15 protein-coding genes are annotated in these 12,645 nt (G+C 66.3%); 6 read left to right on the forward strand and 9 right to left on the reverse strand.

Annotation, left to right across the window (positions count from 1 at the left end):
* Positions 1-31: 31 nt before the first annotated feature.
* A complete protein-coding gene (locus tag BLT03_RS09605; RefSeq protein WP_092742796.1) occupies positions 32-709 on the reverse strand; it encodes a TetR/AcrR family transcriptional regulator in 678 nt (225 codons plus the stop codon).
* 198 nt (positions 710-907) lie between these two features.
* Here BLT03_RS09605 and BLT03_RS09610 point away from each other — a divergent pair, with 198 nt between their 5' ends.
* Both BLT03_RS09610 and BLT03_RS09615 read left to right on the forward strand, forming a co-directional pair.
* Positions 908-1,315 carry a VOC family protein gene (locus BLT03_RS09610; RefSeq protein WP_092742800.1) on the forward strand — a complete coding sequence of 136 codons (408 nt, stop codon included), beginning with the start codon at positions 908-910 and terminating at the stop codon, positions 1,313-1,315.
* 30 nt (positions 1,316-1,345) lie between these two features.
* A complete protein-coding gene (locus tag BLT03_RS09615) occupies positions 1,346-1,756 on the forward strand; it encodes a YciI family protein (protein WP_092742803.1) in 411 nt (136 codons plus the stop codon).
* A gap of 21 nt (positions 1,757-1,777) precedes the next feature.
* Here the strand turns inward: BLT03_RS09615 and BLT03_RS09620 are convergent, their stop codons facing one another.
* The 7 genes from BLT03_RS09620 to tkt form a co-directional block, all read right to left on the reverse strand.
* Positions 1,778-2,335, reverse strand: coding sequence for a DUF924 family protein (locus tag BLT03_RS09620; protein WP_092742806.1), 558 nt, complete (start codon positions 2,333-2,335; stop codon positions 1,778-1,780).
* 134 nt (positions 2,336-2,469) lie between these two features.
* Positions 2,470-3,372, reverse strand: a complete 903-nt coding sequence (locus BLT03_RS09625; protein ID WP_092742808.1) for an OmpA family protein — start codon at positions 3,370-3,372, stop codon at positions 2,470-2,472.
* A 103-nt stretch (positions 3,373-3,475) separates the two neighbouring features.
* Positions 3,476-3,943 carry a DUF4398 domain-containing protein gene (locus BLT03_RS09630; RefSeq protein WP_092742811.1) on the reverse strand — a complete coding sequence of 156 codons (468 nt, stop codon included), beginning with the start codon at positions 3,941-3,943 and terminating at the stop codon, positions 3,476-3,478.
* 269 nt (positions 3,944-4,212) lie between these two features.
* Positions 4,213-5,214, reverse strand: coding sequence for a type I glyceraldehyde-3-phosphate dehydrogenase (gene gap / locus BLT03_RS09635; RefSeq protein WP_092742814.1), 1,002 nt, complete (start codon positions 5,212-5,214; stop codon positions 4,213-4,215).
* Positions 5,215-5,259: 45 nt separating this feature from the next.
* A complete protein-coding gene (locus BLT03_RS23865; RefSeq protein ID WP_139160361.1) occupies positions 5,260-6,048 on the reverse strand; it encodes a hypothetical protein in 789 nt (262 codons plus the stop codon).
* A 17-nt stretch (positions 6,049-6,065) separates the two neighbouring features.
* Entirely contained in the window at positions 6,066-6,527 is a 462-nt protein-coding gene (locus BLT03_RS09645; RefSeq protein ID WP_092742819.1) for a hypothetical protein, read from the reverse strand.
* A gap of 72 nt (positions 6,528-6,599) precedes the next feature.
* Positions 6,600-8,651, reverse strand: coding sequence for a transketolase (gene tkt, locus BLT03_RS09650; RefSeq protein WP_092742822.1), 2,052 nt, complete (start codon positions 8,649-8,651; stop codon positions 6,600-6,602).
* Between the two features lie 104 nt (positions 8,652-8,755).
* Between tkt and speD the strand changes: the two genes are divergently transcribed.
* A complete protein-coding gene (gene speD, locus BLT03_RS09655) occupies positions 8,756-9,151 on the forward strand; it encodes an adenosylmethionine decarboxylase (protein ID WP_092742825.1) in 396 nt (131 codons plus the stop codon).
* Positions 9,148-9,942 (forward strand): nucleotidyltransferase family protein, encoded by a 795-nt coding sequence (locus BLT03_RS09660; RefSeq protein WP_271465972.1) that lies wholly within the window; start codon positions 9,148-9,150, stop codon positions 9,940-9,942. Before speD ends, BLT03_RS09660 begins: the two co-directional genes overlap by 4 nt.
* Positions 9,943-9,984: 42 nt before the next feature.
* Here the strand turns inward: BLT03_RS09660 and BLT03_RS09665 are convergent, their stop codons facing one another.
* Entirely contained in the window at positions 9,985-10,734 is a 750-nt protein-coding gene (locus BLT03_RS09665; protein WP_092742831.1) for a hypothetical protein, read from the reverse strand.
* A 144-nt stretch (positions 10,735-10,878) separates the two neighbouring features.
* Between BLT03_RS09665 and BLT03_RS09670 the strand changes: the two genes are divergently transcribed.
* Both BLT03_RS09670 and BLT03_RS09675 read left to right on the forward strand, forming a co-directional pair.
* A complete protein-coding gene (locus tag BLT03_RS09670; RefSeq protein WP_092742834.1) occupies positions 10,879-12,270 on the forward strand; it encodes an aminopeptidase P N-terminal domain-containing protein in 1,392 nt (463 codons plus the stop codon).
* A gap of 18 nt (positions 12,271-12,288) precedes the next feature.
* The gene (locus tag BLT03_RS09675) at positions 12,289-12,537 is read left to right on the forward strand and encodes a hypothetical protein (RefSeq protein WP_092742837.1); all 249 of its coding nucleotides are present in this window, start codon (positions 12,289-12,291) and stop codon (positions 12,535-12,537) included.
* Positions 12,538-12,645 lie beyond the last annotated feature (108 nt).

The following is a 12,645-nucleotide window of genomic DNA, read 5'->3' on the forward strand; positions in this document are numbered from 1 at the left end:
TAGGGGAATATGCGCTGGAGGCCGATTTGCCTTAAAGACCCTTTTCCACCATGTCGAGCAGCCGCTGCGCCACCCGGTCCATCTGCGGCCCCACCACGCGCGCCAGCGGCCCGTCGATCACCAGCAGCGCGAGGCCGTGCACGGCCGACCAGGCCAGAAACTCCGCCCCCGGCCTGCGCTCGGGCGGCAGCGCGCCGGCCGCCACCATGCGGTCCAGGGCCCCGCCGAGCAACTGGAAAGGGTCCAGGCCCGTGGCGCCGGTCTTTTCCGCATGGTTGGGGGTGCCGGGGCCGATGTCGCCCGCTGCGGCGAAGGCCGTGCGGAACAGGCCCGTTTCCTCCCGCGCGAACCGCAGGTAGCCCGCGCCCACCGCACGCAGGCCGGCGCAGGCGTGCTCGTGCGGCGCCAAGGTCGCTGGCACCGCGGCCAGCTCGGCCTCCATGGCCCGCGCCACCTGGGCCAGGGCGACGGCGCGCACCGCCTCCAGCAAGTCCTGCCGGTTGGCGAAGTGGCGATAGGCCGCGTTCGGCGCCACCCCCGCACGGCGCGTGGCCTCGCGCAGCACCACGGCCTGCGGCCCCCCTTCGCGCGCCAGCGCCACGCCCGCATCCAGCAGCGCGCGCCGCAGATCGCCATGGCGATAGGTCTGGCGGGGTGCAGTGGCGGAAGGCGAGTCGGGGTCGGCAGGGCGGTCGGCGGGATCGGGCATTCGGGTTTGTCAGGATGTGGACGCTGTCCATTGTCTCTGCTAAGGTTTTGTGTACGGCGTCCACAATAACCCCGCCGCGCTGCCTTTGCCACACCGACACGATGGGGCGCCGCGCGGCAGGCGGGCCGGGCGCTCGCACTCCCTTCCATTTTTCGTGTTGTTGCGGGCCTTGCGGCCCTTCGCTTGGAGACGATCCCCATGGCCACTCAGATTTTCGTGAACCTGCCCATCCAGGACCTGCCCCGGTCCGTCGCCTTCTTCACGGCGCTGGGTTTCCGGTTCGATCCGCGCTTCACCAACGACCAGGCCACCTGCATGATCGTGGGCGAGAACATCTTCGTCATGCTGCTCACCCAACCCTTCTTCCAGGGCTTCACCGACAAGCCGGTCAGCGACGCGCACCAGTCCACCGAGGTGCTGGTGTGCCTGTCGCGCGAAAGCCGGGCCGACGTGGACGAGATCGTGCGCCGGGCCGCCGCCGCGGGCGGCAAGGTGCCGCGTCCGGTGCAGGACCTGGGCTTCATGTACCAGCACGGCTTCGAAGACCCGGACGGCCACCTCTGGGAGGTCATGTTCATGGAGCCCGATGCCGTTCCTCCGCTGTAAGGCCTGAACTCGATTGAAGAGGACCGCCCCATGCGTTTCATGCTCTTGATGATTCCCCACGGCTACGAATCCGCTGCGCCCGGCGCCGTGCCCACCGCCGAAGCGGTGGCGGCCATGATGGCCTTCAACGAAAGCCTGCAGCAGGCCGGTGTGCTGCGCTCGCTGGAGGGGCTGCACCCGCCGTCGGCCGGCGTGCGCATCACGTTCGAGGGCGGCGCCCCGAAAGTGCAGCCCGGGCCGTTTCCGGGCGTAGCCGAGGTGCTCGGCGGGTTCTGGATCATCGACGTCGCCTCCAAGGAAGACGCCATCGCGTGGGCGTCGCGCTGCCCTGCCTCGGGCAACGAGGTCATCGAGGTGCGGCAGATCCAGGAGATGTCGGACTTCCCGCCCGATGTGCAGGCGGCCGCCAAGGGATTCACGGACCTGCAGCAGGGCCGTTGAAGCGCCGGCCTTCGCCCCGGGTCAGAACGCGCTGCCGGGCTCGCGCAGGAAGGCGGTTTCCTCGGCGGTCGAGGCGCGGCCCAGCACTGCGTTGCGGTGGGGAAAGCGGCCGAATCGCGCGACGATGTCCCGGTGGCGCACCGCGAAATCGAGGTTGTTCGGGTTGCCCAGCCGCGTGAACAGCGCCACCGATTCATCCTGCACGGCGAGCGATTCACTGTGCATGTACGGCATGTAGACGAAGGCACGCCAATCCACCGGCAAGGCAGCGTCGGCCTGCGCGGCGACGGCCTCCTGCGCGAGCACCAGCGCCATGCCGTCGCAGACAAAGGCCTGCGCGCTGTCGCGGTGCAGGTTCCGTGAGAACTGGTCCAGCACGAGGATCTCCGCCAGCCGTCCGGACGGCGTCGTGCGCCATGGCCACAACTGAGCCTGCGCGGCTTCATGGTGCAGGTTGGCGAAGCGCTGCCGGATGGCGGCGTCGAACGCATCGTCCTTGGCGAACCATTGCTGGGGCGTGCTGTCTTCGAACCAGAAGGACAGCACGCTGCATGCGGCGTCGGGCAGGGCAGTGGTCATGGCGGCGGGGGCAATAGGGGGGGAGGTTCATCGGTTCATCGGCAGGGCCGACGAACGAAAGCCGCCGTCCCGGCGAAGCGGGAGCGGCGGCGCGAGGCCGCAGGCTGCATGCGTAGCCTGCGGATCGACGGACTTTAACGGCCCTTCAGATTGCCCTGCGCATCGGCGATCACGATCTCGACGCGGCGGTTCATGGCGCGGCCCTCTGGCGAGCCGTTCTCGGCCACCGGGTACGACTTGCCGTAGCCGCGTGCCGTGATGCGGCTGGTGTCCACGCCGCGCTGCACCAGTGCGTCACGCACGGCTTGCGCACGGCGTTCCGACAGTTCCTGGTTGTAGCTATCCGAGCCCACGCTGTCGGTGTAGCCCTCGATCAGCAGCTTGCGTTCAGGGAACTGCTTGAGGAAGTTGGCCAGCTTGTCCAGGCGGGGAGCGGCCTGCGCGGACAGGTCCGCCTTGTTGAACGCGAAGAGCACATCGCCCAGCGTGACCAGCAGGCCGCGCTCGGTCTGTTGGCCTTCGATTTCGCGCAGTTGCGCTTCGAGTTGGCGCACGCGGTCTTGCGCGGCACGGGCCTGGGCCTGCTGCTGCGCGGCCAGTTGCTCGGCCGTCATGGCGCGGGCCTGGGCGGCCTGGGCATTGCGGGCCGAGGCTTCGGCTTCGCGGGTGCGGGCTTCCAGGCGCAGGCGGTCGGTCTCGCTGCCGGCTTGCTTGATCTCGGCGTCCAGGCGGCGGGCCTGTGCGGTGTTGGTGGCGATCGCGGCGCGCTGTGTGGCCAGGTAGGCCAGGTGGTTGGCTTCGGACTCGTCCTTTTCATCGCGCAGTACGTGGTCGGCGCGGGCCAGCGTGTCGGTCGCGGACTTCAGTTCGAGCTGGGCGTATTGGCTCACGGCGGGGTCGGTGGCAGCGCGGTTCACTGCGGCACGGGCCTGTTCGACGGCCGGCAGCGGGCCGGGCGATGCGCAGGCGGCCAGCAGGCCGGCGGCGAGCAGGGCGGTGGCCAGGGCGGAGGTTCGGCGGAGGGTGGATGACTGCATGGTGGTGTCCTTCAAATCGGGTGGGAGCTAGCTACGGCGCGGCAACGGTGCCGGCGGTGCCAATGAGGGGCGCACGGGCCCCCGGTGCATCAGCGATCAACGATCAGCGGGCGGGAGGCATTGCGCCGGGCATGGGCGCCGGCATCGGTGCGGCCATGGGCGCGGGAGCCACGGGCGGGGGCATGGCGCCCGGCACAGGAGGCGCGCGGCGGGTGATTTCGTCCTGCAGCGACTGGATGCTGGCCTTGACCTGCTGCAGCGTGGCGGCGTTGTCCGTGGCTTCTGCCTTCGTTTCGGCCACGCGGGCGTCGGCTTCGGCTTCGGCGGCCAGGCGGCGGGCGCGGGTGTAGTCCTTGCTGTCCAAAGCCTGCTGGGCCTGCGACCACTTGTCGCGGGCGCTCTGCAGTTCCACCGGGGCGTTGGCCGCCACCTTCGGCGCGGTCGTCGCGCGGTCCACGGCAGTGCGGCTCACCGCCATTTGCTCCGTGGGCTTCGGGGTGGAGGAGCAGGCAGCGAGCGCGCCCAGCGCCACCACGGCAGTGGCAGTTCGGATCAGGGTGAAAGTCGACATATTGTTTTCTCCGGACAGGGGTGAAATGGCGCTGTGGACGGGGAGCAGTGCTCCGCGGCAACAGGTATCCGATTGTTCGATCCCTGCCTCTTTGCGGGCGTAGGCCCATCGCAGCAAGGCGCGTGGGCGATGTCCGACGAAACGTGTGCAATTGCTTCCGAAAGCAACGGTCGAAGTGGCACTGGCGTCTGGTCGCTTTCGCTTTGGCGGCGCCCATGAAAAAACGCGCCCGAAGGCGCGTTTTTTGGCGAAATCCAGCGGGTGCCGGATCAGCGGGAAGACACCACGCGCACCATGTCCAGGCACTTGTTCGAGTAGCCCCATTCGTTGTCGTACCAGGATACGATCTTCACGAACGTGTCGTCCAGCGCGATGCCGGCGTCGGCGTCGAACACGCTGGTGCAGCTTTCACCGCGGAAGTCGGTGGCCACCACCTTGTCTTCGGTGTAGCCCAGGATGCCCTTGAGCGCGCCTTCGGACTGGGCCTTCATTTCGGCGCAGATCTCGGCGTAGGTGGCGGGCTTTTCCAGTTCGACCGTCAGATCGACCACCGACACGTCGGAGGTCGGCACGCGGAACGACATGCCCGTCAGCTTCTTGTTCAGCGCGGGAATCACCACGCCCACGGCCTTGGCGGCACCCGTGGAGCTGGGGATGATGTTTTCCAGAATGCCGCGGCCGCCGCGCCAATCCTTGTTGGACGGGCCGTCCACCGTCTTTTGCGTGGCCGTGGCGGCATGCACCGTCGTCATCAGGCCGCGCTTGATGCCCCACTTGTCGTTGAGCACCTTGGCCACGGGGGCCAGGCAGTTCGTGGTGCACGAAGCGTTGGAGATGATGGGCTGGCCGGCGTAGGAATTGCAGTTCACGCCATGCACGAACATCGGCGTGTCGTCCTTGGACGGGGCCGACAGGATGACCTTCTTGGCGCCTGCATCGATGTGCTTTTGCGCCGTTTCCTTGGTCAGGAACAGGCCCGTGGCTTCGATGACGACATCGGCGCCGACTTCGTTCCACTTCAGCTGCGCCGGATCGCGCTCCTGCGTGAGGCGGATCTTCTTGCCGTTGACGACCAGCGTGTTGCCTTCCACCGCGATGGTGCCCTGGAAGCGGCCATGCACCGAGTCGTACTGGAGCATGTACGCCAGGTAGTCGGGCTCCAGCAGGTCGTTGATGCCGACGACTTCGATGTCGGAGAAGTTCTGCACGGCAGCGCGGAACACCATGCGGCCGATGCGGCCGAAGCCATTGATGCCAATCTTGATCGTCATGAGATTTTCCTTTAGTAGAAAGTTAAAAATGCCGTAGACCAGATATCAAACGCCGCCCAGGGCGTTGTTGATAAAAAGCGTTCCCTTTTTCGCGGGTTTTATGTGAGCCAGAAATTCCGGTATGCGAGGAAGCACCCCTGCGCATTCGTTAATGCAGGCCTTGTCATTGATGACGGATGTGTCCGGGCTGAACATCGGCTGGAATCCTCTGTTCTTATTGCTGCCCACCGAGCCGTTGCGGTCCCATATGGCCAAAGCAGTTTCTTTGGAAACCGGCTTTGCCATGGCCAAGGCTTGGGCTTTGGTCACGGTGCCGATGGCAATATGAAAGCCGATCAAGTTGGAAACCAGATCTTCCTGGCTAAAACCGCTGTCCGTGATGAAGTTCGGAAAGAACTCTTGATGCGCCTCAAATTCCAGGCTGACTTCCATGAAGATGGCCAACGCCACTGATTTCTTCTCGGCAGGAGACAGGCCATGCTTGACCACATATTCGCGCTTGACCCCGGACGATATCTTCTTGCCGAGCGCATGCATGTCTTGCCGATGCACCACCTTGAAACCCGTCGTCTTTTTGTCAGGGAAGGTGACTGCCTTGAACGTATCCGCCCTGGAGGGCTGCGTGCATATTTGCGGATGAGTGCCCAGGCAATGCCTTACATCCGGGCCGCCCGCGTTGATTTCGTTCCAGAGTGCAGAGGCTCCGGTATGCGGTCGTGTGGACGCTGGATTCATATGGCCCAAGTCCAGCCAACCAAGATTGCAGGTGTACACGAGCCCGTAGTTTTGAGACAGGGCTCTTTGCCCATCCAAAATATCAATGCGTTTGCTCAAGCGACACTCCCATTGATTTAATCGTTGTCCAGAAAATCAACGGTGACCGTCTTGCATTCACCCTGCTTGGCGACGAATACCTTGGCCTCCAGAAAATCTTTGTTGGTGCAAGTCATGCTCAGCATGTGCTCAGAATCGGGTGCCGGCGTGAGTGTTTCAGGAGTGCAGGACTGCGTTAGGAATTTTTGGCGATAACGTTTGAAGATATCGGTGGCTGGCGCCGAACTGCCGTAATTCAACGAGCTGAATGGAGCGGCAGTTCCATCGCGTCCCTTCCATCGATATTTTGGGCTGCTGCATTCGCCAATGATCTCCACATCCTGAAGATGTTCCGGGGCCGCCAATCGGTAGGTCATCGAATTGCGGCCGACCTCTGAAACGTCAAAAGTCGACCAGGCAAAAACCAAGAACAGCAGAAAGGCAGCCATCAAGCCAAGAGCGCCGAAAAGGAAGATCTTGGCTCGCTTGCTGTACTTCATTGATCCGTCAAATAGGAATGAAAGACGCGCTGTTCTTGAAAGACGATGAGGCGATGCAACAACAACCAGGGACTATCGTCGAAGCGCCGCCTGCACGGTGTCAGCCACGTTCTCTTCCGTGAAGCCGAAGTGCTTGAACAGCACCGGTGCCGGGGCGGATTCGCCGAAGGTGTCGATGCCGACCACGGCGGCGCAGCCGTATTTCCACCAGCCGTCGGTCACGCCCATTTCCACCGCGATGCGGGGGATGCCGGCGGGCAACACGGACTGCTTGTACTTCGTGTCTTCGCGGTCGAAGGTGGTCGTGCTGGGCATGGAAACCACGCGCACGGCGATCTTGCGGGTGGCCAGCAGTTGCTGGGCCTTGAGCGCCAATTGCACTTCGGAGCCGGTGGCGATGATGACCGCCTGGGCCTTCTTCTTGATGCCCACATCGGCCGGCTCGGAGAGAACGTACGCACCGCGGCTGATGTCGCCCAGGTCGCGCTTGGGGGTGTAGGCGATGTTTTGGCGCGACAGCAGCAGCGCGGTGGGCTTGGTGCGGTTGGACAGGGCCACGCTCCAGGCCACGGCGGTTTCCGTCGTGTCGCCCGGGCGCCAGACGTCCAGGTTGGGGATGAGGCGCAGGCTGGCGGCGTGCTCGATCGACTGGTGGGTCGGGCCGTCTTCGCCCAGGCCGATGGAGTCGTGCGTGAACACGTGCACCACGCGCAGCTTCATCAGCGCGGCCATGCGGATGGCGTTGCGGCTGTAGTCGCTGAACGTGAGAAAGGTGCCGCCGTAGGGGATGAAGCCGCCGTGCAGCGCGATGCCGTTCATGATCGCGGCCATGCCGAATTCGCGCACGCCGTAGTTGATGTGGCGCCCGCCCACCTTCACGGTTTCGGCGCCCACGTTCACTTCCACCTGCATCACGTCGCCGTGCTCGTCGAAGCGCAGGGCGGGCGTGCTCTTGGTGTTGGTGAGGTTGGAGCCGGTCAGGTCGGCGCTGCCGCCCAGCAGTTCGGGCAGTTGCGCGGTGAAGGCTTCCAACGCGAGCTGGCTGGCCTTGCGGCTGGCCACGGTCTCGCCCTTGGTGTGCATGCCGACGACGGTGTCCACGGCGGTCTGCGCGAAGTGCTTGGGCAGGTCGCCGGCCATGCGGCGGGTGAATTCGGCGGCCAGTTCAGGGAAGGCGGCGGCGTAGGCGTCGAAGCGCTGCTGCCATTCGGCCTCGGCCTCGGCACCGGTGTCCTTGGCGTTCCAGTCGGCATAGACCTCGGCCGGGATCTCGAACGGCACATGGCTCCAGCCGATGGCGTTGCGCGTGAGCGTGATCTCGTCGGCGCCAAGGGGTTCGCCGTGGGCCTTGGAGGTGTTGGCGCGGTTGGGCGAGCCCTTGCCGATGGCGGTCTTGCACACGATGAGCGTGGGCTTGTCGGTGGAAGTCTTGGCGCTTTGCACGGCGGCAGCGACGGCTTCGACGTCGTGGCCGTCCACGGGGCCGATCACGTTCCAGCCGCAGGCGCGCAGGCGGGCCGGGGTGTCGTCCACGAACCAGGGGGCGACCTGGCCGTCGATGCTGATGCCGTTGTCGTCATACAGCGCGATGAGCTTGTTGAGCTTCCACGCGCCGGCCAGCGACAGCGCTTCCTGGCTGATGCCTTCCATCAGGCAGCCATCGCCCAGGAAGACGTAGGTGTGGTGGTCCACCACGGCATGGCCGTCCCGGTTGAATTCCTTGGCGAGCAGCTTCTCGGCCAGCGCGAAGCCCACGGCATTGGTGATGCCCTGGCCCAGTGGGCCGGTGGTGGTCTCGACACCGGGCGTGATGCCGTATTCGGGGTGGCCGGCCGTCTTGCTGTGCAACTGGCGGAAGTTCTTGAGCTCTTCGATGGGAAGGTCGTAGCCCGTGAGGTGCAGCAGCGCGTACAGCAGCATGGAGCCGTGGCCGTTGGAGAGCACGAAGCGGTCGCGGTCCAGCCACTGGGGGTTGGCGGGGTTGTGCCGCAGATGGCGGCCCCACAGCGCGACGGCCATGTCGGCCATGCCCATCGGGGCGCCGGGATGGCCGGAATTGGCCTGTTGAACTGCATCCATTGCGAGTGCGCGGATCGCATTCGCCATTTGTTGAGAATTGGCCATCAGGGGCGGCTCCGGAAGGGGGCTGTGGGGGGAAAACCCGGCATTTTACCGGGGCGGCCCGGCAGGCCCCGGCCCTTCGGTCCAATGCACTACAGTGCAGCCCCATGCAAGGCCTGCACCTCACCGCCGATCTCCATGGATGCCGCTGCGCGCCGCACTGGCTGACCGATGCCGCCGCGCTGGGCCAGGCCTGCGCCGAGGCCGTGCAGGCGGCAGGTCTGCAGGCGGTGGGCCAGTTGTTCCATGCCTTTCCGGCGAGCGTCGAAGGGCCGGGCGGCGTGACGGCCACGCTGCTGCTGGCCGAGTCCCACCTGTGCGTGCACACCTGGCCCGAGCTGGGCGCCGTCACGCTGGATGTCTATGTGTGCAATTTCGGGGCGGACCATTCGGCCAAGGCCGAATCGCTGATGGCCGCGCTGCTGGCGCTCTTTGCGCCGCAGCGGGCGGAGCGGCATGCCCTGCAGCGCGGCGCCGTGGCGGCCGGGAGCGTGTCCGCATGACGACGAGGGCGAAGACTACGGCGCCGACCGACCGCTTCGCGCCGCCCGCCCAGGTGCCCGCCATGGTGCTGGCTGCCGGCCGGGGCGAGCGCATGCGCCCGTTGACCGACACGGTGCCGAAGCCGCTGCTGCCGGTGCAGGGCGTGCCGCTGCTGGAGTGGCACCTGCGCGCCCTGGCGCATGCCGGCGTGCCGAATGCGGTCATCAACACGGCCTGGCTGGGAACACAGATCAGCGACCGGTTTGGTAGTGTTTTTGGCCTCCAGCGCAATGAAGACGGCGGGAGTGCGCTATCAATTTCATACTCGCACGAGGGCGAGGATTTCGGGCACGCGTTGGAAACCGCAGGAGGCATCGCCCGCGCGCTGCCCCAACTGGGGCCGGTGTTCTGGCTGGCGGCGGGCGATGTGTTCGCGCCCGACTTCGTGTTTGCGGCCGACGCGGTGCAGCGCTTCGTTGCCAGCACCGCACTGGCCCACCTGTGGCTGGTGCCCAACCCGGCGCACAACCCGCGCGGCGATTTCGGCCTTTCGGAGCATGGCGTGGCCCTGAACCTGCCGGCGGACAAGTCCGAGCCGCGCTACACCTACAGCACCCTCGCGCTGCTGCGGGCAGAACTGTTCCAGCCGCCGTGGTGCGACCTGCCTGCCGGCAATCCGCAGGGCGCAAGCGCCGCCCTCGCGCCGCTGCTGCGCCGGGCGATGGACGCAGGCCGCGTCACCGCGTCGCTCTATGCGGGCCGCTGGACCGACGTGGGCACGCCCGAGCGGCTGGCGCAGCTCAACACCTGATGGGCCCAGCTCACCTGCCCATGCGCAGGGGCTGCAAAGCGATCATTGGGGAGCGGGCGTGCTGGCCTGCGCAGGCTGCACGGCAATGGGGGCTCCGACCTCGCAGTTGCGGAACATCCACTGGCTCGGCATGAAGCGCGCTTCGGGGCCGTCGGGCGCCGGCTTGCCCACTTCGGCCTGCACGTCGTACGGAATGTGCGGCACCTGGAACACGGCGATCTGCCCTTTTTTGCAGGCCAGCGCCGGCACTACCTTGTTGGGCACCCAGCCCTGGCGGGCGCTGTCGTAGCGGTAGAGGGGGCCGATGCGCTGGTCCTGCGCCAGCTCCACCCGCAGCGGTGTGATCTGCAGCGCGCTGGCCCACACGCCCGCCACCAGCACCGGCTGCGAAAAGCGCACGGCTTCCAGCCCGTGCAGCGCCACAGGGCGCACGGGCTCGCCCTTGTCGAAAGGGTCCTGGCGGTTGATCAGGCTGCCGGCGGGAATCAGCAGTTCGCCATATTGAAAATCCTGCGGCAGGGCGAAGCGCTCGCGGCTTGCCCGGTACACGGCGCCATCCTTCCAGCCTTGCCGCTCGCTGTGCGACAGATAAAGGCGCAGCCCGAGCCACACATCGCACAGCAGCGCCACCGCACACAGCGCCAGCAGCGCGCGCCGCGACAGCAGCCATTTCTGGGGCAGATCGATCCACAGCACATAGGCGCCGTAGCCCAGCAACGCGACCGTCAGGACCAGGCCCAGCACAGGCAGAAAGCTCGACAGGATGAACTGCAGCGGGGCGAAACCGGACATGGACCGTATCCAATCAAAACAGGCGATCCGGTATTTTCAACGGCTTTGGCGTGGTGGCAGTGACGGCTTTCAGTAGTGCTGCCAAATGTAAAGAGTGCAGCGCAATTGCAAAAACGACGGGTCCGATGCCCTGAGAATGGCTGCATGAGCCCACAGAACTCCCTCTACGCCCAGCGCCGCGCCCGCCTTGCCTCGATGCTCGGCGAAGGCGGTATCGCCATCGTGCCCACCGCGCCGGAGCGCCCCCGCAACCGGGACAGCGACTTCCTGTACCGGCACGACAGTTACTTTTACTACCTCACCGGATTCACCGAGCCCGGCGCCTGCCTGGTGATCACCGCGCAGGGCGAGAGCACGCTGTTTTGCCAGCCCAAAGACCTGGAGCGCGAGATCTGGGACGGCTACCGCCTCGGCCCCGACGCGGCGTTGGGCACGCTCGGGGTGGACGCCGCGCACTCGTCGGCACTGCTGGAGTCGCAGCTGCCCCGCCTTCTGGAAAACCGCAGCCGGGTCTGGTACCCGTTCGCCATCCACACCGGCCTGGCCGCAAGGGTGGAAGGCTGGCTTAACCAGGTGCGCGCGCGGGTGCGCTACGGCGCGATGTGTCCCGCGCAGCAGGACGATCTGTGCACGTTGCTCGACGAGATGCGGCTCGTGAAAGACGCGCATGAACAGGACATCATGCGGCGCGCATCGGCCATCAGCGCCCAGGCCCACATCCGCGCCATGCAGCGCAGCGCCCGCATGCTGCGCGCTGGCGAAGACGTGCGCGAATACCACCTCGACGCCGAACTGCTGCACGCTTTTCGCGAAGCCGGTTCGCAGTGCCCGGCCTACAACTCCATCGTCGCGGCCGGCGCTAATGCCTGCGTGCTGCATTACCGCGCCGACGCGGCTCCGGTGCGCGATGGCGAGCTGGTGCTGATCGATGCCGGCTGCGAGCTCGACGGCTACGCCAGCGACATCACGCGGACCTTTCCGGCCAATGGCCGCTTCACCGGTCCGCAGCGCGCGCTGTACGACCTGGTGCTGGCTAGCCAGGACGCCGCCATCGCTGCGACGAAGGCCGGCGCCCGCTTCAACGACCCGCACGACGCCACGGTGGCCGTGCTCGCGCAGGGCATGCTGGACCTGGGCCTGCTCGATCGGAACGCTGTGGGCACGGCGCAGGACGTGATCGACAGCCGCGCGTACTTTCAGTTCTACATGCACCGCACCGGGCACTGGCTCGGCATGGACGTGCACGACTGCGGCAGTTACGTGGAGCCATCCGAGGTCGGCCAGGTCAGCGAGCGCAAGGACCCGTTGTCCGGCGAGACGATCACCAACCGCCCCAGCCGCATCCTGCGGCCGGGCATGGTGCTGACCATCGAGCCGGGCCTGTACGTGCGCCCGGCGCCGGGCGTGCCCGAGGCTTTCCACCACCTGGGCATCCGCATCGAAGACGACGCGATCGTCACCGACGGCGGGTGTGAGCTCATCACGCGCGGCGTGCCGGTGAAGGCGGATGAGATCGAAGCGCTCATGCGCGCTTGAGGCATCGGAGCCCACACCATGCGCGTGATGGCGCTGTGCCTCGCAGCGTGCGCCATCGCATGCATCGGCGTGGCGCTGTGGCTCTTGTTCCTCACGGCGCAGTACTACGGCAGTGCTGCATACGCCCCCCACTCTGGCGCCATGCCGGGCTACACGGCGGGCGGCGTGGAAGCCGATGGGGACGGCATTTTCATCCCCGGCATGCTGCTGCTGGCCGTGGGCGTTTTTCTCGGCAAATGGGCGCACAACCTGTGGCGCCATCTTTAGCCGCAGGCATTTTTTCGGGCAGCCTTCGCCCCGCGCCAGCATCGGCTTTTTGATAGCCCCCATCCGGGGCGAGTAGGTGCCCCGGCTGCCGCTTGGGGTTGCCATAAG

The organism is Paracidovorax valerianellae, assembly GCF_900102625.1.
GTDB lineage: Bacteria > Pseudomonadota > Gammaproteobacteria > Burkholderiales > Burkholderiaceae_C > Paracidovorax > Paracidovorax valerianellae.

Coding starts and splice junctions, on each gene's coding strand:
- BLT03_RS09605 (WP_092742796.1), bottom strand. CDS start 709: ATGCCCGATCCCGCCGACCGCCCTGCCGACCCCGACTCGCCTTCCGCC.
- BLT03_RS09610 (WP_092742800.1), top strand. CDS start 908: ATGGCCACTCAGATTTTCGTGAACCTGCCCATCCAGGACCTGCCCCGG.
- BLT03_RS09615 (WP_092742803.1), top strand. CDS start 1,346: ATGCGTTTCATGCTCTTGATGATTCCCCACGGCTACGAATCCGCTGCG.
- BLT03_RS09620 (WP_092742806.1), bottom strand. CDS start 2,335: ATGACCACTGCCCTGCCCGACGCCGCATGCAGCGTGCTGTCCTTCTGG.
- BLT03_RS09625 (WP_092742808.1), bottom strand. CDS start 3,372: ATGCAGTCATCCACCCTCCGCCGAACCTCCGCCCTGGCCACCGCCCTG.
- BLT03_RS09630 (WP_092742811.1), bottom strand. CDS start 3,943: ATGTCGACTTTCACCCTGATCCGAACTGCCACTGCCGTGGTGGCGCTG.
- gap (WP_092742814.1), bottom strand. CDS start 5,214: ATGACGATCAAGATTGGCATCAATGGCTTCGGCCGCATCGGCCGCATG.
- BLT03_RS09645 (WP_092742819.1), bottom strand. CDS start 6,527: ATGAAGTACAGCAAGCGAGCCAAGATCTTCCTTTTCGGCGCTCTTGGC.
- tkt (WP_092742822.1), bottom strand. CDS start 8,651: ATGGCCAATTCTCAACAAATGGCGAATGCGATCCGCGCACTCGCAATG.
- speD (WP_092742825.1), top strand. CDS start 8,756: ATGCAAGGCCTGCACCTCACCGCCGATCTCCATGGATGCCGCTGCGCG.
- BLT03_RS09660 (WP_271465972.1), top strand. CDS start 9,148: ATGACGACGAGGGCGAAGACTACGGCGCCGACCGACCGCTTCGCGCCG.
- BLT03_RS09665 (WP_092742831.1), bottom strand. CDS start 10,734: ATGTCCGGTTTCGCCCCGCTGCAGTTCATCCTGTCGAGCTTTCTGCCT.
- BLT03_RS09670 (WP_092742834.1), top strand. CDS start 10,879: ATGAGCCCACAGAACTCCCTCTACGCCCAGCGCCGCGCCCGCCTTGCC.
- BLT03_RS09675 (WP_092742837.1), top strand. CDS start 12,289: ATGCGCGTGATGGCGCTGTGCCTCGCAGCGTGCGCCATCGCATGCATC.